Origin of the sequence: Tenacibaculum profundi (assembly GCF_052050075.1) — a bacterium.
Taxonomy (GTDB): Bacteria; Bacteroidota; Bacteroidia; order Flavobacteriales; family Flavobacteriaceae; genus Polaribacter.
This window is the reverse complement of record NZ_CP197225.1, coordinates 588,354-612,473: the sequence shown is the minus strand read 5'-3', so window position 1 is coordinate 612,473 and position 24,120 is coordinate 588,354. Positions and strand designations below refer to the sequence as shown.

At 30.2% G+C, this 24,120-nt stretch carries 22 protein-coding genes and 1 other RNA gene; 15 read left to right on the top strand and 8 right to left on the bottom strand.

What is annotated here, in order from left to right:
• Positions 1-3 precede the first annotated feature (3 nt).
• The 6 genes from ACSIGE_RS02405 to ACSIGE_RS02380 are packed head-to-tail and all read left to right on the top strand — an operon-like array spanning position 4 to position 5,475.
• A complete protein-coding gene (locus ACSIGE_RS02405; RefSeq protein WP_440881202.1) occupies positions 4-816 on the top strand; it encodes a glycosyltransferase in 813 nt (270 codons plus the stop codon).
• Positions 807-1,754 carry a glycosyltransferase family 8 protein gene (locus ACSIGE_RS02400; protein ID WP_440881201.1) on the top strand — a complete coding sequence of 316 codons (948 nt, stop codon included), beginning with the start codon at positions 807-809 and terminating at the stop codon, positions 1,752-1,754. The genes ACSIGE_RS02405 and ACSIGE_RS02400 overlap by 10 nt, the downstream gene beginning before the upstream one ends.
• Positions 1,751-2,263, top strand: a complete 513-nt coding sequence (locus ACSIGE_RS02395; RefSeq protein WP_440881200.1) for an acyltransferase — start codon at positions 1,751-1,753, stop codon at positions 2,261-2,263. Before ACSIGE_RS02400 ends, ACSIGE_RS02395 begins: the two co-directional genes overlap by 4 nt.
• Positions 2,263-3,360 carry a DegT/DnrJ/EryC1/StrS family aminotransferase gene (locus tag ACSIGE_RS02390; protein WP_440881199.1) on the top strand — a complete coding sequence of 366 codons (1,098 nt, stop codon included), beginning with the start codon at positions 2,263-2,265 and terminating at the stop codon, positions 3,358-3,360. Before ACSIGE_RS02395 ends, ACSIGE_RS02390 begins: the two co-directional genes overlap by 1 nt.
• Positions 3,351-4,934 carry a hypothetical protein gene (locus ACSIGE_RS02385; RefSeq protein WP_440881198.1) on the top strand — a complete coding sequence of 528 codons (1,584 nt, stop codon included), beginning with the start codon at positions 3,351-3,353 and terminating at the stop codon, positions 4,932-4,934. Before ACSIGE_RS02390 ends, ACSIGE_RS02385 begins: the two co-directional genes overlap by 10 nt.
• Positions 4,918-5,475 carry an L-threonylcarbamoyladenylate synthase gene (locus ACSIGE_RS02380; protein WP_440881197.1) on the top strand — a complete coding sequence of 186 codons (558 nt, stop codon included), beginning with the start codon at positions 4,918-4,920 and terminating at the stop codon, positions 5,473-5,475. Before ACSIGE_RS02385 ends, ACSIGE_RS02380 begins: the two co-directional genes overlap by 17 nt.
• Positions 5,476-5,539: 64 nt before the next feature.
• Here the strand turns inward: ACSIGE_RS02380 and ACSIGE_RS02375 are convergent, their stop codons facing one another.
• Complete coding sequence (locus tag ACSIGE_RS02375; protein WP_440882174.1) at positions 5,540-5,815, bottom strand: FG-GAP repeat domain-containing protein; 276 nt, start codon at positions 5,813-5,815, stop codon at positions 5,540-5,542.
• A gap of 709 nt (positions 5,816-6,524) precedes the next feature.
• Between ACSIGE_RS02375 and ACSIGE_RS02370 the strand changes: the two genes are divergently transcribed.
• On the top strand, positions 6,525-7,946 hold the full coding sequence (locus ACSIGE_RS02370) for a CCA tRNA nucleotidyltransferase (RefSeq protein ID WP_440881196.1): 1,422 nt from the start codon (positions 6,525-6,527) through the stop codon (positions 7,944-7,946).
• Here ACSIGE_RS02370 and ACSIGE_RS02365 read toward each other — a convergent pair.
• From ACSIGE_RS02365 to ACSIGE_RS02340, 6 genes are all read right to left on the bottom strand, one after another.
• A complete protein-coding gene (locus tag ACSIGE_RS02365; protein WP_440881195.1) occupies positions 7,943-8,881 on the bottom strand; it encodes a glycosyl transferase family 90 in 939 nt (312 codons plus the stop codon). The two genes, ACSIGE_RS02370 and ACSIGE_RS02365, sit on opposite strands and share 4 nt — an antisense overlap.
• Positions 8,881-10,713, bottom strand: coding sequence for an ABC transporter ATP-binding protein (locus tag ACSIGE_RS02360; RefSeq protein ID WP_440881194.1), 1,833 nt, complete (start codon positions 10,711-10,713; stop codon positions 8,881-8,883). The genes ACSIGE_RS02365 and ACSIGE_RS02360 overlap by 1 nt, the downstream gene beginning before the upstream one ends.
• A gap of 48 nt (positions 10,714-10,761) precedes the next feature.
• Positions 10,762-11,757, bottom strand: coding sequence for a glycosyltransferase (locus ACSIGE_RS02355; RefSeq protein ID WP_440881193.1), 996 nt, complete (start codon positions 11,755-11,757; stop codon positions 10,762-10,764).
• 2 nt (positions 11,758-11,759) lie between these two features.
• Complete coding sequence (locus ACSIGE_RS02350) at positions 11,760-13,469, bottom strand: phospho-sugar mutase (RefSeq protein ID WP_440881192.1); 1,710 nt, start codon at positions 13,467-13,469, stop codon at positions 11,760-11,762.
• Positions 13,470-13,503: 34 nt separating this feature from the next.
• A complete protein-coding gene (locus tag ACSIGE_RS02345) occupies positions 13,504-14,460 on the bottom strand; it encodes a glycosyltransferase family 2 protein (RefSeq protein ID WP_440881191.1) in 957 nt (318 codons plus the stop codon).
• Positions 14,461-14,536: 76 nt separating this feature from the next.
• Positions 14,537-15,055 (bottom strand): DUF4199 domain-containing protein, encoded by a 519-nt coding sequence (locus tag ACSIGE_RS02340; RefSeq protein WP_440881190.1) that lies wholly within the window; start codon positions 15,053-15,055, stop codon positions 14,537-14,539.
• A 172-nt stretch (positions 15,056-15,227) separates the two neighbouring features.
• On the opposite strand from ACSIGE_RS02340, the gene ffs reads away from it, so the two are divergent.
• An RNA gene (gene ffs, locus ACSIGE_RS02335) (signal recognition particle sRNA small type) lies at positions 15,228-15,326 on the top strand.
• 16 nt (positions 15,327-15,342) lie between these two features.
• Here ffs and ACSIGE_RS02330 read toward each other — a convergent pair.
• Positions 15,343-16,245 carry a tyrosine recombinase gene (locus ACSIGE_RS02330; RefSeq protein ID WP_440881189.1) on the bottom strand — a complete coding sequence of 301 codons (903 nt, stop codon included), beginning with the start codon at positions 16,243-16,245 and terminating at the stop codon, positions 15,343-15,345.
• Positions 16,246-16,337: 92 nt separating this feature from the next.
• Between ACSIGE_RS02330 and ACSIGE_RS02325 the strand changes: the two genes are divergently transcribed.
• From ACSIGE_RS02325 to ACSIGE_RS02295, 7 genes are all read left to right on the top strand, one after another.
• Positions 16,338-16,892 (top strand): outer membrane beta-barrel protein, encoded by a 555-nt coding sequence (locus ACSIGE_RS02325; RefSeq protein ID WP_440881188.1) that lies wholly within the window; start codon positions 16,338-16,340, stop codon positions 16,890-16,892.
• 123 nt (positions 16,893-17,015) lie between these two features.
• Entirely contained in the window at positions 17,016-17,516 is a 501-nt protein-coding gene (locus tag ACSIGE_RS02320; RefSeq protein WP_440881187.1) for a hypothetical protein, read from the top strand.
• 158 nt (positions 17,517-17,674) lie between these two features.
• On the top strand, positions 17,675-18,211 hold the full coding sequence (locus ACSIGE_RS02315; RefSeq protein ID WP_440881186.1) for an outer membrane beta-barrel protein: 537 nt from the start codon (positions 17,675-17,677) through the stop codon (positions 18,209-18,211).
• Between the two features lie 1,071 nt (positions 18,212-19,282).
• A complete protein-coding gene (dcm, locus tag ACSIGE_RS02310; RefSeq protein WP_440881185.1) occupies positions 19,283-20,515 on the top strand; it encodes a DNA (cytosine-5-)-methyltransferase in 1,233 nt (410 codons plus the stop codon).
• On the top strand, positions 20,481-21,788 hold the full coding sequence (locus tag ACSIGE_RS02305; RefSeq protein WP_440881184.1) for an MvaI/BcnI family restriction endonuclease: 1,308 nt from the start codon (positions 20,481-20,483) through the stop codon (positions 21,786-21,788). Before dcm ends, ACSIGE_RS02305 begins: the two co-directional genes overlap by 35 nt.
• 320 nt (positions 21,789-22,108) lie before the next feature.
• Entirely contained in the window at positions 22,109-22,564 is a 456-nt protein-coding gene (locus ACSIGE_RS02300) for an RDD family protein (RefSeq protein WP_440881183.1), read from the top strand.
• Positions 22,565-22,707: 143 nt separating this feature from the next.
• Positions 22,708-23,970, top strand: coding sequence for a hypothetical protein (locus ACSIGE_RS02295; protein ID WP_440881182.1), 1,263 nt, complete (start codon positions 22,708-22,710; stop codon positions 23,968-23,970).
• Positions 23,971-24,120 lie beyond the last annotated feature (150 nt).

Below are 24,120 nucleotides of genomic sequence, written 5' to 3'. Positions count from 1 at the left end.
ATAATGAATCAAAAAGTATCTATAATCATACCTTATTATAATGGGAAAAAGTATGTAGAAGAAGCAATTTGTTCAATTATTAATCAAACGTATGATAATATTGAAATTATTATAGTAGATGATTGTTCCTCTCAGAAAGAAGAATTAAACTTTCTAAAAAGATTACAAAAAAAATACGACTTTATCTTGGTGGAGCATCCTCATAATTCCGGAGCATCTAGAGCTTTTTTTACAGGAGTAACTCATTCCACCGGATGTTTCATTGCGTTTTTAGGTCAAGATGATATGTTTTTACCGACTAAAATTGAAAAACAGATAGCTTGCTTTACAGAAAATAACTCTATTGAGGCTTGCTATTCAGGTTTTGAGCTTTTTGATCAAAAAACCAAAAGCAAAAAAATATTTGATACAAGGGAAACAATTGAAGCTATTCAGAAAAAACAAATTCTTCCGTCTTTATATAAAGCAAATAACTTTTGCTTAACGCTTCAAGGGTTGATGATTAAAAAAGAAATAGTAGATACTTTATGTTTACCTATTTGGAACAAATTACTATTAGATGATTGGCCAATTCATATTGAATTATTTAAAAATATTCCGGATAAGGTGTTTTTTATAAACGAAGTATTATTTAGTTATAGAGTTCATGAAAATAACTTGTCAAAAAATAATTATAAAGTTTTTACAATGGTTTTAGATGTTATCTCTACTTTATGTCCAGATGAATTCAAAGATGAAGCTTTCAATTATCATTTGAATCTAATAAAACCAGTTCGTTCAAAAAAAATACGCAAAAAATTATTTAAATGGATATAATCCCTATTTTTTTCTCTTTCGATGAAGGATATGTTCCGCAAGCTGCTGTTACATTTAAAAGCTTATTGACTAATAGGACAAGCAAATGTATATATAAATTATATGTTTTATATACTAATATAAAAAGAAATAGCATTGAATTGTTAAAAAAAACAGTCTATCAACATCCAAATGCTACTCTTGATTTTATTTTTTTAGATGATAGTATTATCGATATAGAATTTAATAAAACAAATTTTTCAACAGACCACCTAGGAACGGTTTTTACTAAAGATACGCTATTTAGATGTATACCTGATTTATTACCTGAATTTAACAAATATGATAAAATTATCTATTCTGATGTAGATATTGTAGTTGTTGATGATATTAGCGACTTGTATAGCATCAAGTTTGAAAAGGAGTATATAGCAGGTGTTAAAATACCTCATTTTTTAGAGCATGAAATTTCTCATTTAGACAATAAGTTTCAAGGTACGTATATTGCAGGTGGTCTATGGGTTATGAATTTAAAAAAGATGAGAGAGGATAAAATAGGAAAGAAAGCTCTTGAAATAATGAAGAAACCTCCATTTAGATTAATATGGAATGATCAAGACGTAATGAATATTGTGTGCGATACTAATGTTTTATTTTTATCATATAGGTATATATCAATCCCAGATTGGTTACCAATTTTAAAAAATAAAAAATTTAGAGATAAGTATTATTCAAGTAGAGAATTAAAAGACTGTATGTACAGACCAAAAATAGTACATTATGCAGGTAAAAAACCATGGAAAGATATTACGGTTCGAAAAGCAAAACTTTGGTTTGATTGGTTAGATAAAACGGACTTTTCATACCTATTTATGGATCAAAAAAAACTATTAGAAAGTCATAAAAAAGTTTCTCGTTTTATTAGGTTGTTAAGAAAGATAAAAATTTTAAGAAAATGATTCATAAATCATCTGAAATAAACAGTAAAAAAATTGGAGAAGGAACAAAAATATGGCAGTTTTGTGTAATTTTAGAAGGTGCTGTAATTGGAAATAACTGCAATATTTGTTCGCATTGTTTTGTGGAAAATAAAGTTACTATAGGTAACAATGTTACTGTTAAAAGTGGGGTGCAGATATGGGATGGTATCACAATTGAAGATGATGTCTTTATAGGAGCAAATGTTAGCTTTACAAATGATAAATATCCGAAATCAAGAAATAATAATTTTAGTTTAGAAAATACTCTTATTAGAAAAGGAGCTGTTATTGGGGCAGGGGCAACTATTTTGCCAGGACTTGAAATTGGAAATAATAGCACCATTGGAGCAGGTAGCGTTTTAACGAAAAATGTAGGAAATCAAGAAGTTTGGTTTGGGAATCCAGCAAAATTGATGGGGTATAAATGCTTATGTGGAAAAAAAACAGATCGAACTCTAACTTGTTATAATTGTAAAGAAAAAAAATAATGATTTCATTTTTAGATTTAAAGAAAATTAATGACCAATATAGTGAGGAGTTATTAAGGGCTTGTCAAGAGGTGATTAAAAGCGGTTGGTATATACAAGGAAAGCAATGTGATTTTTTTGAAAAAGAATTTGCTGATTATTGTGAAACAAAATATGCTATTGGTGTTGCAAATGGATTGGACGCATTAATTTTAATATTTAATGCTTATATAGAAATGGGAGTTTTAAGTGATGGAGATGAAGTAATTGTTCCAGCAAATACTTTTATAGCTTCTGTTTTATCAATATCAAAAAATAGGTTAAAACCTGTTTTCGTTGAGCCATCGTCAGATTATTTAATTAATACAAAGAATATAGAAAAGCATATTACTAAAAAAACAAAAGCAATTTTGGTTGTTCATTTATATGGACAGGTTTGTAATATGGATGCTATTAATAGTTTAGCGATTAGATATAATTTAAAAGTAATCGAAGATGCTGCCCAATCACACGGAGCCTTGTATAAAAACAAAAAGTGCGGTGGTTTAGCAGATGCTGGAGCTTTTAGTTTTTATCCAGGGAAAAATTTAGGTGCATTGGGTGATGCAGGAATGGTTACTACCAATGATATTGTTTTGGCTCAAACAATAAGAAAACTATCTAATTATGGTCAATCAGAAAAATATAAAAACGAATTTAAAGGGGTAAACAGTAGGCTTGATGAAATACAAGCAGCTATGTTGAGAGTTAAATTAAAATATCTTGACAAAGAGATAGAGAGAAGAAGAGAAATTGCTCAGTTTTATTTATCGAATATTACCAATAAAGAAATAGAACTTCCTATCTTAAATAGTAATGAAGCACATGTTTGGCATCTATTTGTTGTAAGAACAAAAAAAAGAGAAGAATTAATAGAGTATCTTAGGAAAAATGAAGTTAATACCTTAGTTCATTATCCTATACCACCCCATAAACAAGAAGCTTACAAAGAATTTTCAAATCTTAGTTTTCCGTTTACTGAAAGGATTCATGATGAGTTGGTATCGTTACCAATTTCCCCTGTCTTATCTAAAGAAGAGGTAAATCTAATCGTAAAAGCAATTAATGAATGGATGTAACTCTAACAATAAAAAAAAATAGAAAAGAATTTAATAAGTTAAAACAAAAATTTATAAACAAGCCATCTCATGAGTTCGCCAAGTCTCTGGTGGAGCTTTTAATGAGTGGAGTTTATGCTAAGTACTATGATAATACGATAGAAGAATTTTATATAAATTATTCTAATCGAAATAAAAAATTGAGAAGTGACTTTAAATTAATTAAACCCAATCATAAGACTTATCTTCATGTAGCATCTGAAGTTTATTTATTAGGAGGACATACGAGAATGATAGAGCGGTGGGTTGGATTTAGTGATAATGATGAAAAACATTCTGTAGTACTTTTAAATCAAAAAGATATTGACGAAATTCCTGAGAAAATAAAGCGTAATGTAGCTATTAAAAAAGGAGTTTTAAAAATTTTAAATCCATCAGATGAATTACTCGATAAAGCAAATACTTTAAGGGATTTAGCTTTCGAATATGATATTATTATACTACACCATCACCCTGACGACCCTGTTCCATTAATGGCCTTTAGCGTAGAAGAATTTAAAAGACCAATTATTTGTTTTAATCATTCAGGCCATACTTTTTGGCTAGGTAGGAATATTGTAGATTTTTGTATAGATATTGAAAAAAATCAAAATAAATGTACCATTGAAAAAAGAGGCATACCTCAAACTCTGACTATAGATATGCCAAGAGATATGGTTCAGGAACATGATAATGATAGTTCAGAAAGAAATAATATAAAGGTTGAGTTAGGAATAGCTAATAATTCTTTGATTGTTTCTTCTATGGCAAGTAATTATAAATTTAAACCTTTAAAGAATATTAACTTTATAGATACAATTCGTAATATTCTTGAAAAAAATAAAAAAGCTTTTTTTCTTGGTATTGGAATGAGTGATAAAGATGAAGGCTGGGATAATTTGAAAGATAAATTTCCAAATAGGTTATTACTATTAGGGGTAATTCCTCATAATAGAGCATTGAAATATTTAAAGGCTGTTGATTTATACATTGATTCATTTCCTTATAACTCATGGGTATCCTTAATTGATGCAATATCTATTGGTAGGTGTGCCTGCTTAGTTTTAAAAACTCCTGTAGGCTATCCGAATTTTCTAGAAAATACAGATGTTATTTGTAGTTCAACGGAAGAACTAATATCAAAAGCAAATTTTCTATTAGAATCGAAGGAGAAAAGAGAAAGTTTTTTTGATAACATTCAAAATGTTTTTATTGAAAAAACAGATCCAAATTATTTTAGAAAAATTCTGAAAAATGTTTATGATAAAGTAAAATTGTCAAGAAATATAGAGAAAAAAAGCATGTTAGAAAAATCAGATATTACTCTTTTTGATACTTATAATTATTTATTTAGAAATATTTCTAGTTATAAGAGGTTTGGTTTGAAAGGGATAGTTGAGCTTGTGAGAATAAAATCATTTTCAGTCAAAAAAATAGAAATCTATCTATTAAATGTGAAAATTTTTAAAATAGAAATAGACAGGTTGTTAAAGCAATCAAAAAAAATCATATCCAATAATCAAAAGTTTAATAAATTTCATGAGAAGTATTATTGAAAAAACAAAGTATTTTCTTAAAGAATCTAAAACAATTCTTTATCCCACGGATACAGTATGGGGAATAGGTTGCGACGCTACGAATAGTGATGCCGTAAAAAAGGTTTATAAGCTAAAAAATCGAGAAGAATCTAAGAGTTTAATCATTTTGGTTGATTCTGTTGAGATGCTGGAGAGGTATTTAAAAAGTGTTCCTAAGGAAGCATTGGAATATTTGAGCAATACAACAAAACCAACAACTATTATTTATTCTGATCCGATTAACTTAGCTCAAAACACTATTGCTGGTGATAATACGATTGCTATTAGAATTGTTCAAGATGAGTTTTGCAGGAATTTAATCAGAAAATTTGGAAAGCCTATAGTTTCTACCTCAGCCAATGTAAGTGGAGATCCTACGCCGAAAACTTTTTCGGAAATTAGTGCTGCTATTGTAAATAATGTAGATTATGTGGTAAATTTGCATCAAGATAGCATAGCAGAAAAATCATCAACTATTGTGAAAATTGATAATGGAAATGTGACGATTATTCGCGAATAGTATATATAAATACCCGACAAGATTATTTATCATGCCGGGTAAGAACAAGTAGGATTTAATTTGTTTAGTATTCTGAAAGCTTTGTCAAAACCTGAGAGCCGCCAAATCCTACAATATCAGCTTTCCCGTCACCATCTAAATCCCCAACTCTTTTTACGTGACTTTCGGTTCTCCAACCTTCATTATGATATGAATAATCTTTTACCCATGAGTAAGTTCTACTGCCGAAACGGTTATCTTCCGAAAAAGCCACCCAAACATCATGATAACCAAATCCTACAATATCAGCTTTTTCATCCCCGTTTACATCTGCAACTTCTCTGGGGTTTCCTTTATAAATCGTTTGTGTTTCATATTTGTCTTCACACTCAAAAACTTTAAATTCATAAGGAGGTGCACCTTTTGTGCCCCATTTACATTCTTTACCTTTTTTTACTGTTTTTGTTTCCTTGTAATTAACTTTCCAACCATGAGCATAAGTAAAGTCATTAAAAGAAGAAAAACGATTCAGTGTTTTTTTTGCTGAATTAGCATGTTTATTTTCTGTATTCGTATTTTGAATAGGTACTATATCTTTTTCTGAGGAACAATAGGAAAATAAAACAAGTATGTTTATTAATATTAATAGTTTTTTATTTTTTGCAAATAATTTTTTTATAAATTTTTATCATTTTTTTAATTAAATTTATTTGTGTGTCGTTGGATACTACTAGTAAAACATACTATAGATAAGATATTTTTATAATCTACAATTAGTAAAATAATTATACTACCGTAAAAGAATATGGATTATATATTCATTAGCAATTTTTTTTAAGCGACAAAAACTTATAATATTTTCTTAAATAAGCAAGACTTATTTTTTTAGAAATAGAGATATGAATTTTGTTGAATTATAAGAAATCATAAATCTTTTTCGGAAATTAGTGTTGCTGTTGTAAATAATGTAGATTATGTGGTAAATTTGCACCAAGATAGCATAGCAGAAAAATCATCGATTGTTATAAAATTAGCAGATGAAAATGTGATTGTGATTAGAGAATAAAATTATGCCAGACCACTATTTTAAAGAAGCTTTAGAAAAAGAAATATTTAAATATATCAACCAAGCCACAGAAGAACTACAATTAGAAAGTTATGTTATAGGCGGTTTTGTAAGAGATTTCATCTTAAATAGAGGGAGTGCCAAAGATATCGATGTTGTAGCAGTTGGTAGTGGTATAGTATTAGCAAAGAAAGTTGCCGAAATATTACCGAACAAGCCAAAGGTTCAAGTTTTTAAAACATATGGAACAGCTATGTTACGTTTTAAAGATATAGAGATTGAATTTGTTGGGGCTAGGAAAGAATCTTATAGTGAAGATAGCAGAAATCCAATGGTATCTAGTGGAAGTTTACAAGATGATCAAAATAGAAGAGATTTTACTATCAATGCATTGGCATTAAGTTTAAACACAAAAAATTTCGGATTACTTTTAGATCCGTTTGGTGGAATTGTTGATTTAGAAAATAATTTAATTAGAACACCATTAAATCCTGATATAACCTATTCTGATGACCCGCTGCGGATGTTGCGAGCAATTCGTTTTGCTACTCAATTGAACTTTGAAATTGAAGAAGAGTCTATAAACGCGATTGAAAGAAACGCATCTCGTATTGATATCATTACCAAAGAAAGAATTGTCGTTGAATTAAATAAGATTTTAGAATCTCCGAGACCTTCCATAGGCTTTTTACATTTAGAAAAAACTTGTTTACTGGAGAGAATAATTCCCGAATTAACTGCGTTAAAGGGGGTAGAAGAAGTAGAAGGTCAAAAGCATAAGGATAATTTTTACCATACGTTAGAGGTTGTAGATAATATTTCCGAAAACACACAAGATGTTTGGCTTCGTTGGGCGGCACTTTTACATGATATAGGTAAGGCTCCCACAAAGAAATATCATAAGAAACTAGGTTGGACATTTCATTCGCATGAGTTTGTAGGATCTAAAATGGTATTTAAATTGTTCAAGCGATTAAAAATGCCATTGAACAATAAAATGAAATTTGTTCAAAAAATGGTTTTATTAAGTTCACGTCCTATTGTTTTGGCTTCAGAGGTAACAGATTCAGCTGTTAGAAGATTGGTTTTTGATGCAGGAAATGATGTTGAAAGTTTAATGACACTTTGTGAAGCTGATATCACTACTAAAAATCCAAAGAAATTCAAAAAGTACCACAAGAATTTTGAAATTGTAAGATTCAAAATAAAAGAGGTTGAGGAAAGAGACCGTATTCGTAATTTTCAACCCCCAATTACTGGCGAGGAAATTATGAGAACTTTTAGTTTAAAGCCTTGCAGGGAAATAGGTCAAATAAAAGAGGCTATTAAAGAAGCTATTTTAGATGGAACGATCCCTAATGAATATGAAGCTTCCTATGAATTTATGGTAAAAAGAGGTGAAGAACTGGGGTTGAAAAGAACTTAGGTTTGATTCGTTTGCTTAAAAAAACGATTCAAAACTTTTATGGATAATTCTGTTTCTATTTTATTTTTTCGAAATTGCATTGTCCATTCTTTTGAATTTTTAATAATTTTTAACGCCTCATCCGGATTTTCGATATAATAAGCCCTTTTTTCTAAAAGGTCTGAGTAGTCATCTTTTATTAAAACGTAGTGATAATCAGGAATTAACTTACCTTCCATATACCAAGTTTCGAATTTAGGTTTTGGCATAAAGCAAAGAGAGTTGGAGGACATTATCCATTTTAAATTTGTAGCAACATCAACTCCTTCAATAGACAAAACAAATTTAGAAGCCAATTGCTCTTTAATAGATAAGAAGCCTTTTTTCCAGTTAGGGTTATCCCGTTTAACATGACTTACGTCCCCAATATCACAAAAAGGATGATTATAGAACATGTCAACCAAAAGTCGTCTATTTTCTTTATGTATCGTTCCTCTCCAAACTATTTTGTCATTTTTTTCTAAAAAAGTTCTATTATCATCAATAAAATGAAAATGCCGTAAAGAATCAAGCTTCATTAAAACTGAATTTCCATTATGATTTATGGGCCTGCTTTTAACCAGAGTTGGAGTATCAAAGTTTTGAGTTATATCACCGAAAGCGAAATTAATTTTCTTATTTCTTTCGAAGTATTTGACTACTTTCATTAAATCGAAAAAATACATGCTTCCTTTTTTAGGACGTTTGAAATTTCCGATACGAATCCATTCTTTACTGGGACTAGAGTTTATATTTGAAGAAATATAGTAATTTATTCTATCTTCAATTTCTTTATTGCTGTTAGCGAGCCAATTCTTTAAACGAATACGATAAAAAACGCTAGGAATTAAATGTATGACGACATGGGTGAAATAATAATAAAATTTCTGTCTTTTTAGTGCTTTGATAATTTTCATTACTCTAAACTTTGCATGGTTACAAGCTTATGATATTCTCCCTTAGTTTTCAATAGTTCTTTATGCTTTCCTTGCTCAATAATTTTGCCTTGTTTCATGACAACAATTAAATCGGCATTTTGAATGGTAGATAATCTGTGAGCAATAACTAATGATGTTTTATTTTTCATCATTTTTTCTAAGGCATCTTGTACTAGTTTTTCTGATTCAGTATCTAATGCTGATGTAGCTTCATCCAATATCATAATTGGAGGACTTTTCAATACTGCTCTTGCAATGGCAATACGCTGTTGCTGGCCACCAGAAAGGGAAGTTCCTCTATCACCTACATTAGTTTCATATTTGTTATCAAAATCTTTTAAAAATTCATGAGCATTGGCAACTTCTGCGGCATATTCAATAGCTTCAATTTGTGCATTTGGATTACTAAGAGCAATGTTATTAGATGCTGTGTCATTAAATAAAGTTGGACTTTGGGTAACAACGCCCATTAAGTTTCTAAGCGATTTCTTAGTAACATCTTTGATATTGTGGCCATCAATGTATATTCCGCCTTCGTTGACTTCGTAAAAGCGAGTTATTAAGTTTGCTAGTGTAGATTTACCACTTCCTGATTGACCTACCAAAGCCACTGTTTTTCCTTTTGGTATTTTTAAAGAAAAATTTTTTAAAACATAATTTTCTCCGTATTTGAAAGAAATATTTTTAAACTCAATTTCATCATCAAATTTTTCCAGTTCAACACTATCTTTTTTATCCTCCAAAGGATTTTTTGTATCTAAGATTTCAAAAATACGTTGAGCAGCAGCGTTTCCTTTTTTAATTTCATTATTAGCTTTAGCCATTGCTTTTGCAGGGGTCAAAATATTATATGCCATTGCCATAAAAGCAATAAAAGTACTTCCTAGGAATGATTTATCAATCAATACCATTTTGCCCCCATACCAAAGAAGAGTGGCAATAGTAACAATACCTAGGAATTCGCTCATAGGGCTCGCCAATGCTTCTCTAATACTCATTTTATTAGAAAGAGTTTTAACTTCTTGCGATTGATCTAAAAACCGTTTTGAGAATAGCCCTTCACCATTAAAGGCTTTAATAATTTTAAGACCAGAAATACTTTCTTCTATAATTCCTAAAAGATTCCCGCTTTTTTCAAATATTTCAGAGGATTGCTGCTTGATTCTCTTACTGATAATTGATATTATAAAACCAGCAATAGGAATAAACGTAAATATAAAAATAGATAATTCCCAACTAGTTTTTATCATAAAAAACAATGTGAAAATTATATTTAAAGGTTCACGAATAAATGTAATCACTAGATTTAAATAAGTTTCATTAATAACACCTACATCTCCCGTTGCCCTGTTAATCAGATCTCCTTTTTTTTGTTCAGTAAAGAATGGTAGTGGTAAGCTGATTATTTTATTATACATGATACTTCGTAAATCATTTAAAACATTATTTTTTAGAAATACCATGGTTAACTGACCGAGGTAATTGAATATGTTTTTTAAAAGAAATACAGCAACAACCACTATGACAACATAAAGCAATGTTCTTTCTGCTCCGAATGTCTTATTGGTATAGGTAACCCAATAATTTAAGAGATTTCCTAAATATTCTTTATTTAAGGATTCATAAATCCCCCTAAATACAGGTTTTGTACCTACTTTTTCTGTTTCACCAAATAATATATTCAATGTTGGCATTAACACAACATATGAAAGTGTTGTAAATAGCGCGTACAGGATATTTAAGGAAATACTTAATATCCATAATTTCTTGTAAGGAGATGCGAATTTGAAGAAACGCTTAAAATAATTCATTAATATAAAACGTATTAGTTGTTATATAAACAAGCAGATTGTAAATGGTTAAGTGTTCCAAGTTAGAAATTTTGATTCTTGAATTTTAGTGAGTTCAGGAGGAGAAGAGTTTAATACTTTTCCATTTAATACTTCTTCATATTTTTTTATATAGTTTAGCGCCATAGTTTTTGAATTAAAGTTATCAGCCGCATATTCGTGACATTTTTTTGGCGAATAAATAGCGGTATTCTTAATAGCTTCAGTCAACTCGTTTTGATTGTTTGAGAGGTATCCGAATTCTTTTGGAACTAGTTCTTTTAAAGAGCCATATGGAGTTCCAAAAACAGGGCAGCCAAAATAGAGACTTTCTGTAATGGCAAGTCCGAATGGTTCGTGCCATAATACAGGAAAAATTAGTCCTTTGGATTTATTGAGTAGGTTGTTTTTTTTCGAACCACCTACCATTCCATAAAATGAAGTTTTTGGAGAAAATGTTAGCCTTATTCCCATATTGAAATTAAAGCGATACCCACCCAAAACTCGAAGTTTATGATTTTTTATGTTTTTGATTATATTTATGGCTCCTTGAACGTTTTTAAGTCGCCAAGCTGCTTTACCTAAAAAATGAAAATAATTCTCCTTTTTAAAATCAGGAGTCATATAGTCATTCCAATCTAGACCATTGTATACGTAATTTGTAGATCCATATCTTTGAGCATGATTTTTAGAAACAAATATTATATTTTTATCCAAAGGATATTTTTCAAATATATTTCCATGCATTGTAATAACATACGGATATTTACAATTGTCCAATTTGTTTTTTTCTGGTATAAACTGAAAATGAGCAATATCCGTATTTTCTGGTATTTGTGACCAAATACTTTTTTTATCATTTATCACTTTTATATTCGCAAAATTACAATAGGAGCCCTGTTTAACTAAATAAGTTACGTTGTGACCTAAATTGGATAACTCCTTCCCCAAATGCCAAATTACTCGTTGAGTTCCTCCGTAAAGGAAAACAGGAATTATACTGTTGTCAATTATTGTTATATTCATTTTTAAATAGATAACTCTTTTTTGATACGCTGTATTTTAGAATCAAGTTGTTCTTCAACAGATTTCGCATTTTTAATCGAATCAAGCGAAGTTTTCGTACTTATATAAAATTTAATTTTTGGTTCAGTTCCACTTGGTCTAGCAGCCACTTTTGTCCCATTTTCCGTTTCATAGATCAATACATTTGATTTTGGTATTTTGATTTCAGTTTCCTCGCCACTTATCAAATTCTTTTTTATTGATGTTTTATAATCATGTAAGAATAACACGGTTTCATTGTCAATAGTTGTTAATGGATTATTCCTTAAATCAATCATCATCTGTTCAATTTGAGAAGCACCATTCATTCCTTTTTTTACTAATGAAACAAGGTGTTCCTTGTAATAACTATGACGAATATATAAATTCAGTAATTCTTTATAAAAAGAACTTCCTTTAGATTTTGCATCTGCTGCAATTTCACAAGCAAGTAGGGCAGAAGTAACAGCATCTTTGTCTCTAACAAAATCGCCTACCATATAACCAAAACTTTCTTCACCACCTCCGATAAAATCTAATTGAGGGAAGTCTTTTATCATTTTGGCAATCCATTTGAATCCTGTTAACCCAACCTTCGTTTCAACTCCATAACTATCGGCTATTTTATTTACGAGATTGGTAGACACAATAGTTGAGCCAATAAATTGATTTCCGTTTAGTTTTCCTTTCTTTTTCCAATCGTTTATAAGAAAATCGGTCATTAAACTCATTGTTTGATTACCGTTTAGTAATTTCATATCGCCATTTAAATCACGAACGGCAATTCCAATTCTATCAGAATCAGGGTCTGTTCCTAAAACAATATCAGCTTTGGTTTCGTTAGCAAGGTTAACAGCCATTTTTAACGCCTCTGGTTCTTCAGGGTTTGGGGACTCTACAGTAGGAAAGCTACCATCTGGTTCAGCTTGTTCCTCAACAATATGAACGTTTGTATATCCAGCTCTTTTTAATACCTCAGGAATCAATTTAATTGAAGTTCCATGTAGAGGTGTAAATACAATTTTTAAACTCTCTCTTCCTTTTATTTCGAAAGATCCATTTTTTAATGAGGCTTTCCAAAACGCTTCATCAAGATCTTTACCAATGGTTGTTATTAATTCTTTTTTAGCATTAAAATTGATATCAGTATATTGTACATTACTGACTTCATTAATAATGCCAAAATCTTGTGGTGGCACAATTTGTCCCCCGTCACTCCAGTAAACTTTGTATCCATTATATTCTGGAGGATTGTGTGAGGCTGTTAAAACAATTCCAACATCGCATTTTAGATAATTAACAGCAAAAGATAATTCAGGTGTAGGCCTTAGATCCTCAAAAAGAACTACTTTTATATTATTAGCAGAAATCACATCAGCAACTGTATTGGCAAGCCACTGGCTGTCATGTCTACAATCATAACCGATAGCAATTTTTAATTCTTTTCCAGGTTTCTCTTTTATCAAGAAATTACAAAGTCCTTGTGTTGCTTTACCGATCGTGTATTTATTAATTCTATTAGTTCCAGCTCCAACAATACCGCGCATACCGCCGGTTCCAAATTCTAAGTCTTTATAAAATCTATCAGCAATATTATTAGAATCAGTATTTAATAATAGTTCAATTTCTTTTTTTGTTTCATTGTCAAAAGCATCTGAAAGCCATTCCTTTGCTTTTACTAGTATTTCCTCCATAAGGTTAAATCAATATTTTTTGAAAATAATTATATTATGAATTCAGTATTTCTTTTATTTTATAGTGTTTTTGATTTGAATTACTTTTAATAATTAATTCACCTAAAAACCCAGCAAGGAACAATAGGGTTCCCAAAATCATAGATGTTAAAGCAATATAAAACCAAGGATTATCGGTAACTAAAATAGTTTTTATATGATTAGCCACTCTAAACAATTTTATGGCACCGATTAAAAAAGCTGATAAGAAACCAAAAAAGAACATTAATGTACCCAACAAGCCAAAAAAATGCATTGGCCTTTTACCGAATTTACTGAGAAATGAAATAGTTATTAAATCTAAAAAACCATTAATAAAGCGGTCCACACCAAACTTAGTAACACCATATTTTCTAGCTTGATGTTGTACTATTTTTTCACCAATATTTTTGAATCCCTCATTTTTAGCGAGAACAGGAATGTATCGATGCATTTCTCCACTTACTTTTACCGTTTTAATAACTTCGTTTTTATAGGCTTTTAGTCCACAATTAAAATCATTCAATTGTAAACCAGAAGTTTTTCTAGCTGCCCAATTAAAAAATTTCGAAGGTATGTTCTTCGTAATTACATTATCGAATCTTTTCTTTTTCCATCCAGAAACCAAGTCAAAGTTATCATCTTTAATCATTTTGTACAATTCGGGAATTTCTTCCGGGCTGTCCTGTAAATCGGCATCCATAGTGATCACTACATCTCCTTTTGCAGTTTGAAAGCCAGCATCTAAAGCCTGAGATTTTCCATAATTCCTTTGAAAACGAATTCCTTTAACTTCTAGGTTCTTTTCTGATAGATCTTTTATAATGTTCCAAGAGTTATCATTACTACCATCATCAATAAAAATAACTTCATAAATAAAGCAATTGGATTGCATAACTTTTGCAATCCAATCGTATAATTCTTGTAATGACTCCTCTTCATTAAGAAGTGGTATTACTACCGATATATTCATGTACGATTTTCTTAAATCTATAAAAGATCAAATTTACTAGTCTTTTAAAGACTATACAACCTTTTTTATAAACTAATTAGTACGTTTCTTCTTCTGTTTTCTTCATTATTGCACCAGCAATTGCTGAAACAACGAAGCCCATAAAAGCAAAAAACAACAAACCCATTGCAATACCTAATAGAGGACTTTGTTTTTTTTGACTTTCTATGCTTTCCTCAATCATATCTTCAGAAATCCCCCATTTTTCCATACTTAATCGAGCAAATTCTAGTTTTTGTTCAATTAGTTCAGGAGCAATTACATTTTCAAGTATATATTGGAATCCTAGCGCTAATATTCCCCATAGCATTGCTATTCCTACCCCAATTTTTAAGGCTTGCCCCCAATTAAGGTAATCATTGTTTAATAATTTAAACTTTCGAATACCTAAAACTAATAGAGTTAAAGGTAATATTAAACTAGTTAAAGAAAGGGCAATACCAGGATTAGCTGCTTTTCCCATAGCATAAAATACCAATGCTAATAAAATGCTTGTGCTTCCTGCATACAAACCATATTCTAAAATAATATTTTTACTGTTTGTTTGATTTTCCATTTTTAAGTTTAGATTTCGTTACAAATATATTTTTTTGTTTTCAATTTATATTAGTCACCTGAATTTTTCCTTGCTTATTAAGCAATGGATTAGTATTCAAAAGTTTAGAAAAGTTACATTAAATAAGTAAAAAAAAAATCCTTTTATTAAAAAAAAGAGTGTACATTTGCCACGGCAAGTTCTACACAACTAGCTCCCTTTGAATCCCCCAGGGCGGGAACGCAGCAAGGGTATTAGGTTGTAGCAGTGTGATGTAGGTAGCTTGCCATTTTTTGTGTAAAAAAAACTTATCCATTTCCTCTTGGATGAAACTTTTCAACTGTTTTTCTCAAATCATTTTTATCCAAGTGTACATATATTTCCGTTGTGGTAATACTTTCATGTCCTAGTAGCTGTTGTATAGCTCTCAGGTCTGCACCATGCTTTAGTAGATAAGTAGCAAAAGAATGTCTTAATGTGTGGGGGCCCAATTTTTTATTAAGATTTATTTTTTTTGCCAGGTCATTTAGAATAATAAAAATCATTTGACGTGATAAACGCTTACCACGTCGGTTTAAGAAAACAATATCTTCTTCATCTTTATAGGGTTTGATTTCTGATCGTATGACTTTGATATATAAGTTTATTCTTTGGATCGTAGTGTGATGAATTGGAACAAAACGATGCTTATTACCTTTTCCTAAAACACGAATGAAACCTTCTTCAAAAAAAAGATCTGATAATTGTAAATTAATTAATTCGCTAACGCGAAGACCACAACTATAAATTGTTTCAATAATAGTTTTATTTCGTTCTCCTTGAGGATGGCTTAAATCAATAGCGGCAATAAGTGTATCAATTTCCTTTTTAGTTAGTGTATCGGGTAATTTTTTTGAAACGTTAGGACTTTCTATTAGATCCATCGGGTTGTCTTGACGGTACTCCTCAAACATTAAATAATTAAAAAAACTTCTTAAACTCGAAATTAATCTAGCTTGGCTTCTAGCAGAAATAATTTTACTTTCCTGGTATATAAAAAGCTTAATAATTTCAGAAGAAATAAAAGCAGGACAGGGAATAATTTTAAGTGTTTTGATAAATTTTATAAGTTTTTTTATGTCAGTTTTATAACTGTTTATTGAGTTATCTGTTAAGCCTCTTTCTATTTTTATAAATAAAATAAAATTATATAATACTTGTTCCCAGTTCATTGTGTTTTAACCGTTAAAAAAAAGTGAAAATATGTATTTAGAAAACAAAAATAAACATACTTTTGCGCCTCGATTATAAAAATTTATAAATTATGAAAAAATTATTAGTAGCTGCTATGATGGTATTTGGATTAGCAGCAAACGCTCAAGAAGGACAGTTTAATGTTGGTGCTAATTTCGGATTACCATTAGGTGATAGTAGTGACTATACCTCATTTGCTATGAGTGCTGAAGTAAACTATTTATTTAGTGTTTCTGACGATTTTAAGGTGGGACCTTCTGTTTCGTATCTGCACTATATTGCAAAGGACGCAAAGGATGTAAAAGAAGTTTTTGGACCTTTAACAGGTGTTATCAATTCAATGGTAGATAATTTTTCAGTTGAAACAACTGGAATTGAAGATTCTTCTTTTTTACCAATAGCAGTAGCAGCAAGATATAATGTTGCTGAGAACTTTACTTTAGGAGCTGATTTAGGGTATGCTGTTGGCATAAGTCCTAAAGGAAACGACGGTGGTTTTTATTATCGCCCAATGGTAGGATATAATATTTCTGAAAAGATAGCTCTTCAGGCTACTTACGCTGGAGTTAGTAAAGAAATTACGTCTTATTCTAACATTTCACTAGGGGTAATGTTTGCATTATAATACATAAAATAACTATCTGAACAGGGCAAGTTTGCCCTGTTTTTTTATTAAGATAAGTGAGATAGTCAGTAGTTAAAAATTAGTAACTATAAATTATTTTTAAAACACAAAAAAATATAATAAATGAAAAAATTATTAGTAGCGGCTATGATGGTATTTGGATTAGCTGCAAACGCACAGGAGTCTACTTCAAGTCAAACTGCTCAGGGAAAAATCGTAATCGAAGCTAATACGGGGTCTGCTACAACAGGAAACACTAGCTTTTCATTAACATCGTCAAACGGCAATACTGCTTGGTCTGTTGGTGCTGAAGGTGGTTATTTTATAATTGATGACTTAGCTGTTAAAGCTGGTTTAGGTTATGGTGATAATGGTACTACAGATTCATTCAGATATAAGATTGGTGCTGAGTATTACATTATTGGACAAATTCCTGTAGGAGTTGATTTCACTGGTTCTTCTTATACTGGAGGAAGTACTAACTGGCTTGGTTTGCAAGGAGGTTATGCTTATTTTTTAGGTGAAAATTTAAGTATTAAGCCAGCTTTAAGATATAACATTGGATTAGAAGACGGTCAAAAAGGTGTATTTCAAGGATTAATTGGATTTGCACTTTATTTTTAACTAAAAATGTCCTAAGATTTTAAAGCGAGGAACTGTTTAACGAGTTCCTCGCTTTTTTATTTTAAACTTTAAAAGTAGTTTTTATTTATTTCAAAAAATTTGATACTCTTATTTTTTTAACATAATTTAACTTAGTCTAAAAATTAAATTATAAAAACATGAAAAAATTACTTTTAGCAGCAATCGTCATGCTGTTTACTTTTAGTGCGAACGCACAAGATGGTCAATTCAATATTGGTACAAATTTTGGATTACCAGTTGGTGACGCAAGTGATGTAGCTTCATTTACTTTAGGTGCGGAAGTTAATTATCTATTTAGTGTTTCTGATGATTTTAAGGTAGGGCCATCGTTGTCTTATGTTCATTATACCGGAAAAGAGGTAGATATTACTCAAGGAATTTCATTACCGGGATTGGATTTAGGAAGCTTAGGAACTGTTGAACTTGACGATTCAGGTTTTTTACCTTTAGCAGCAGCAGCAAGATATAACGTATCAGATAGCTTTGCTTTTGGTCTTGATTTAGGGTATGCAATAGGGGTAAGTCCTGAAGGAAATGATGGAGGTTTTTATTACAGACCTTTGATGGGATACCATATTTCTGAAAAAATAATGTTACAAGCAACGTATTCAGGGGTAAGTGTTGAAGGAGGTTCTTTTTCTAACATCGGCCTTGGGGTAATGTTTGCTCTTTAAGCAACTTATAAAAGTTAATAATTGAGGTTTTAGATAAACTTTTGATTTAAATTTTTTTATAAAATCTATGTTTTTTAAGAAAACATAGATTTTGTTGTTTAAAAAAACTTTAATAAGGAAAAATTAACAATCATCACTTTAATTTTTATAGGTATGTTTCTTTGAATTCTCAAAAAAAATAATTTTATGGTAAAAGTTAGTTTAAATATTTCTAGTATAATCATCGATAAAGAAAATGAAGTAGGGGAGTAATTTATATCTAGAACTGATTTTGACACAAGAGGTTTGGTCGAGTTCAAAATGTCAGATAAATTTTTAATTCAACCCGCGAATTACTTTACTTTCGTTTCTAATCAAAACAATTTCTCAAAATATGGATTTTACAATATTGGTGGAGTGTTATGTTATTGATATGTCGCTTTTATTTAGGTTTTAAATAGAGTTTTTACTAACTTTTGACGGATATCTAAAAATGACTTACTTTAATGGAAATATTATTTTAGAAACCAACAAGGTTTTAAGAAAAATTCAAGCCTAGGAGATTTCGGTTCTAAACTAGAAAATGGTATTAATTTGGGGTTAAGTATGATAGAAGAAGAAAATAACTTTACTATAAATGATAGTAAATATTTTGATTTAAATACCTGATTTATATAGGTGTTTTTTTGTTGGGTGTCACCAGAGGTGTCAATTTTTGTTTTTTCGAGATTTTCAAATTCATTAGGCAAGTTATCAAAAAAAGTAAATAGATAAACATTTCTTAAATTAATTCTATAGGCTTTTTGATTTAGTAAAAGCTTTGGTGTTTAAAATGATCTTAAATATTCTCTTTACCTCTTCATGTGTAAATGATTTTTTTGATAATTCTCATTAATGTTATATTTCCGCTAGTTACCTGCAAGCACCAAAAACCTCACCGCACAGTCAAGCACATTTTATTTTTTCCGTACCTCAAAAAAATAAAAAGAGTTTGCCTTTACCCAGCGCTCGTGTACGTTCATAAGATTGTTGAAAAATGAATTGCTGAAGAACGAAATCTATCCTAAATTTTCTTTAATTTGCAAGCAAATTATGGGTAAAAAATATTCGGACATAAAAGAGAAACTTCAAATCGTTGTAGACAAGAAAACTACTAATGATTTGGCACATTTGACACACTTTTTTCAGAATCACAAAAATGGTGTATCTCAATATTTCAGATCATCTGCCATAGAATATTTGACTGAACTATACGAAAAATTGAATATTGTTCAAGAACCAGATTTTCAATATTATTTACCAATAAAATGGGACATTCCATTCCCACCAACTGAAAATCCGACATTCAAGTTTATTGACCTTTTTGCTGGGATTGGGGGAATAAGAATGGCATATCAAAATAATGGTGGAAAGTGTGTTTTTACTAGCGAATGGGATACTTATGCAAAAAAAACTTATGAAGCTAATTTTGGAGAAGTCCCTTTTGGTGATATTACCCAAATTTCAGAAAAAAATATTCCAGACCACGATATTTTATTAGGTGGTTTTCCTTGTCAACCTTTTTCAATTGCAGGAGTTTCAAAAAAAAATTCGTTAGGAAGAAAACACGGATTTTTAGATGAAACCCAAGGAACTTTATTTTTTGATATAGCTAGAATAATAAAACATAAAAAGCCAAAGGCTTTTATGCTTGAAAATGTTAAAAATCTTGTTTCGCACGACAAAAAGAAAACTTTTAAAGTTATCATTAAAACTTTAGAGAAATTAGGTTACAATGTTCATCATAAAGTTTTAAATGGTAAGTATTATGTACCTCAAAATCGTGAACGAATTATTATTGTAGGATTTAAAAAAACAGTTTTTAAGAGTAAAGAAACTTTTGAATTTCCTGACCCAAAAGAAGCAAACTTTGTTTTTAAAGAGATACTTGAATCAAAAGTGGATGATAAGTATACATTGTCAGATAAATTGTGGAGCTACCTACAAGAACACGCTAGAAAACACAAAGCGAAAGGAAACGGATTTGGTTTTGGAATGACTGATTTAAATGGAATTTCAAGAACTATTAGTGCTAGATATTACAAAGATGGGTCTGAAATTTTAATTCCACAAAAAGGAAAAAACCCAAGAAAATTGACACCAAGAGAATGTGCTAGACTTCAAGGGTTTCCTGATAAATTTATAATTCCAGTTTCAAACAACCAAGCATATAAACAATTTGGCAATTCAGTTGTAACACCTTTGATAGAGGCAGTTGCAAAAAATATTGTAAAAGAACTTTCAAAAATTAATGAATCTAACAAATCTAAAATCGCTGTTCATTAATAATGGATGTAAGAAAGTTTATGTGAAAACTCTTTCGCCTAACGATAATTCTAAAAACCAAGTTTATATTGGTGGGAATTTTGAAATCCTAAATATTCTTCCAATATCAGAAATCACAACTGAAGAAGCTGGAGATTGGAATAAAGAACGTTTTAAAGCAAAAATTAATTTTTCATGGATTGACGGCGAAGGTATAATTTCTTCTGCACCCCAAGCACAACTTATTCTCTACCCCAAATATCCTGAAGTTCGTTTTTCAGGTTTTCTGGCAAGATGCAAAAAAGCACCTTCAGAATTAATGACACAAAGATTGGCTGGTAGACTATTATTCTTTTCTGTAGCTCAAAACGGAACGATTTTAGGTTATGTAACTTCACCTAGTTCTGATATCGCAAACGAATTCAATAAAACAGAATCAGATTCTACTCACGGAGTATTCTCTGTTATAGATTTACCTGTAACAAAAAATAATCGAACAATATTATTAGGTGAATTGAAACGGATTTATGAGTTAGGTTGGATTGAATCAAAAAGGTTAGATAGAGATGGAAATATAATGGATTGTCGAGCACCTAATTGTGGTGGCTATACTTTAGAAGCGGAATTAGGAGTTACACCCAATGGATATTCTGAACCTGATTTTATGGGTTGGGAAGTTAAACAGTTTGGAGTTGTAAATTTCAACCGCACCAAATCCAAAGCTATAACTTTAATGACACCAGAACCAACTGATGGGTTATATAAAACCAAAGGTGCTGAATACTTTGTTAGAAATTATGGTTATGAAGATAAACTTGGAAGACCTGACAGATTAAATTTTGGAGGAGTTCATAAAGTTGGAGAAAAACAGCATCTGACGGATTTAACAATGCAATTAATCGGATTTGACATTGAGAGCGGGAAAATTAGGAATACAAATGGTAGAATTGCATTATTAGACAACAAAGATAATGAAACAGCTTCTTGGAGTTTTTCATCAATGCTAAAACATTGGAACAGGAAACACAATCAAGCCTGCTACGTACCTTCTCTTTCAGAAACAAAACCTGAAAGAAAATACAGATATGGCAACGAAATTATATTAGGAACTGGAACCGATTTTCAATTATTTCTTTCGCAAATGGCAATTGGAAATATTTATTATGACCCAGGAATTAAATTGGAGAACATATCTACCAAACCTAAAATTAAGAAACGAAGTCAGTTTAGAATAAAGTCTGGATTTTTACCAAACTTATATAAACAGAACGAAATAATTGATATTGCTGAATAGCAAACGCTTAAAGCCATACACTTTTACAGTCGCTTCATCCAAGCTTCGCCAAAACTGTAAAAAAAGTATGTCTTTGCCAACGCTAGCAAGTTTACGGAAAAAAGCCAGCAGGTAACAATGTATAAAAAACATAAGGCGATTTAGGCTTAATTCAAAAAGCTGTGTTTATTTACAAAGTCGTCAAATATAAAATTTGGCGTTTATGAGAAAAAAGATAAAAGCAAAATATTTATATTTGGCTTATTGCAAACCGAAACGTGTCGTTTATCATCTGCTCTACGTTTCTTATTCTTAACGTTACCATACATTTAAAAAAACTTATGAGCGAAACAAAATTGACCGCAAAAATTAAAACTGAGCCAAATATTGGAGATCGCTTTGTGGCTGGATTAGTAGATTATATAATAATATATGGATTAACTTTCTTTTTAATTTTTACATTTGGTGAACCGAATGATAAAGGCGGATATTCTTTAAATGGTTTACCTGCATTAGTTCCAATAATTTTTTGGCTGATTATGACTGTTGGTCTTGAAATTGGTTTCGGAGCAACGATTGGTAATTCATTAGTAAAACTAAAAGCGATTCCAAAAAATGGAATGAATCGAAAACTGACTTTTGGAGAATCTTTTAAAAGACATTTACTTGACCCAATAGATATGTTTTTTTTTGGACTAATTGCAATAGTTACAATAAAAAACACAGATAAAAATCAACGATTAGGAGATATTTGGGGAAACACAATTGTAGTGCGGACTGAAAATTTAACTGTATAAAAACATATGATAACAAAACCTAAACTGCATTAAAACGCAACTTAGCCAAACGTTGGTTGTCATTAAACAAGCCCTTGAACGAACATTTTATACAAAAAAGTAACAAATTTTATTCTTAATCGTTTCATAAGAAAACAATAATAATGAAGCAAATAATATTTACCCTAGCCTTGTTAATTGTATTAATGCCTAAGGCAAATTGCCAAGAAGAATCATTTTCTAATAATTTATCAAAGGATGAAAAGATACAAGTATTAGAGCAAATTAAGATACTTGAAAACGCCTTTAAAAAATCATCATTTGAATCTCTAAAAGATAATATTTCCTCAGATTTCACCTCAATGGGGCAAAGTATGCCTAATGCGATTGAAATTTTAAAACAGATGAGTGCTCAAATGCCAAAAGGTTCAATCAAACTATTAAATGCATCTAAAACAAAAAAAGAACTATACGATTTAGATTTAGAACTAGGTAATTTCGGAATCTACTTTAAGTCAATATTAGATAGTAAATTTAAATTTATAAAATTAGATTATATCGAAGATAAAGAACAAATTGAAGAAACTATTAATCAATATTTGGTAAGCAAAGAATACATTTCACTTCCTTTTCATTTAATAGATGGTTATATATTGATTGATGGGGAGATCAATAATAGAAAAGGGAAATTTATGTTTGATACAGGAAACCCACAGGGTTTGTTATTAAACAATAATTTTCTGGATTTAAAAAAGGACAATAAAGTAGGAAATGGGAGGACAGGTTCAAGACAGCAATTAATGATATATCAAAGCGACATTGCTAACGTTAAAATTATTAATGAAGTGAATTGGGATAGTTTAAATAATGTAATGCACGCAGATTTTGGGTTCATTGAAGAAGGCATTACAAAAGATTTTCTTGGCTTTTTGGGATACGAATTTATTAAGAATTATGAATTCATTATTGATTATGATGCTCAGGTTATTAATTTATATCAATTAGATGAGACAGGTCATTCTTCTCAAAATATATACAATAAAGAAGATGTTATTGAGTCCTTAAAATTCACAACACCATCAGAAAAACAAATACCAGTATTAGAATTTAGTTTAGCAAACGAAAAAATAGTTTCTCACTTTGATACTGGAAATCAAGGAAGTATTAATCTACTTCCAAGCTTTAAAGATAAATTATTGCATACTAAAGACTTGAAATCATTTAATAATGGTTGGTATGGTCAACCTAATAGCCCCACATTCGTATTAGATGGACTTACCTACAATGGTAATAAATTAGAAAAAATAAGAAATTTATCAATTTTAGATAGTGATAAAAACGAAATTGAAATAGGTTACCAATTTCTAAAAAACTATAAAACAGTCTGGAACTATAAAAAGAATACCATTATTTTATTGAAGAGATAACAACAACCAACAAAACCTAAACTGCATTAAAAGGCAGTTTACACGAAACGTTTAAAACACACCCACCACAAAACACCTTTTAGGGTGTTTTTTTATGCCTAAAATTTATTGAAACTGGTGATTAAAATATTGCTAGGTGTAAATATTTGT

Coding starts and splice junctions, on each gene's coding strand:
- ACSIGE_RS02360 (WP_440881194.1), bottom strand. CDS start 10,713: ATGAATTATTTTAAGCGTTTCTTCAAATTCGCATCTCCTTACAAGAAA.
- ACSIGE_RS02405 (WP_440881202.1), top strand. CDS start 4: ATGAATCAAAAAGTATCTATAATCATACCTTATTATAATGGGAAAAAG.
- ACSIGE_RS02315 (WP_440881186.1), top strand. CDS start 17,675: ATGAAAAAATTACTTTTAGCAGCAATCGTCATGCTGTTTACTTTTAGT.
- ACSIGE_RS02370 (WP_440881196.1), top strand. CDS start 6,525: ATGCCAGACCACTATTTTAAAGAAGCTTTAGAAAAAGAAATATTTAAA.
- ACSIGE_RS02330 (WP_440881189.1), bottom strand. CDS start 16,245: ATGAACTGGGAACAAGTATTATATAATTTTATTTTATTTATAAAAATA.
- ACSIGE_RS02395 (WP_440881200.1), top strand. CDS start 1,751: ATGATTCATAAATCATCTGAAATAAACAGTAAAAAAATTGGAGAAGGA.
- ACSIGE_RS02400 (WP_440881201.1), top strand. CDS start 807: ATGGATATAATCCCTATTTTTTTCTCTTTCGATGAAGGATATGTTCCG.
- ACSIGE_RS02295 (WP_440881182.1), top strand. CDS start 22,708: ATGAAGCAAATAATATTTACCCTAGCCTTGTTAATTGTATTAATGCCT.
- ACSIGE_RS02340 (WP_440881190.1), bottom strand. CDS start 15,055: ATGGAAAATCAAACAAACAGTAAAAATATTATTTTAGAATATGGTTTG.
- ACSIGE_RS02305 (WP_440881184.1), top strand. CDS start 20,481: ATGAATCTAACAAATCTAAAATCGCTGTTCATTAATAATGGATGTAAG.
- dcm (WP_440881185.1), top strand. CDS start 19,283: ATGGGTAAAAAATATTCGGACATAAAAGAGAAACTTCAAATCGTTGTA.
- ACSIGE_RS02345 (WP_440881191.1), bottom strand. CDS start 14,460: ATGAATATATCGGTAGTAATACCACTTCTTAATGAAGAGGAGTCATTA.
- ACSIGE_RS02390 (WP_440881199.1), top strand. CDS start 2,263: ATGATTTCATTTTTAGATTTAAAGAAAATTAATGACCAATATAGTGAG.
- ACSIGE_RS02365 (WP_440881195.1), bottom strand. CDS start 8,881: ATGAAAATTATCAAAGCACTAAAAAGACAGAAATTTTATTATTATTTC.
- ACSIGE_RS02350 (WP_440881192.1), bottom strand. CDS start 13,469: ATGGAGGAAATACTAGTAAAAGCAAAGGAATGGCTTTCAGATGCTTTT.
- ACSIGE_RS02325 (WP_440881188.1), top strand. CDS start 16,338: ATGAAAAAATTATTAGTAGCTGCTATGATGGTATTTGGATTAGCAGCA.
- ACSIGE_RS02385 (WP_440881198.1), top strand. CDS start 3,351: ATGGATGTAACTCTAACAATAAAAAAAAATAGAAAAGAATTTAATAAG.
- ACSIGE_RS02300 (WP_440881183.1), top strand. CDS start 22,109: ATGAGCGAAACAAAATTGACCGCAAAAATTAAAACTGAGCCAAATATT.
- ACSIGE_RS02320 (WP_440881187.1), top strand. CDS start 17,016: ATGAAAAAATTATTAGTAGCGGCTATGATGGTATTTGGATTAGCTGCA.
- ACSIGE_RS02355 (WP_440881193.1), bottom strand. CDS start 11,757: ATGAATATAACAATAATTGACAACAGTATAATTCCTGTTTTCCTTTAC.
- ACSIGE_RS02380 (WP_440881197.1), top strand. CDS start 4,918: ATGAGAAGTATTATTGAAAAAACAAAGTATTTTCTTAAAGAATCTAAA.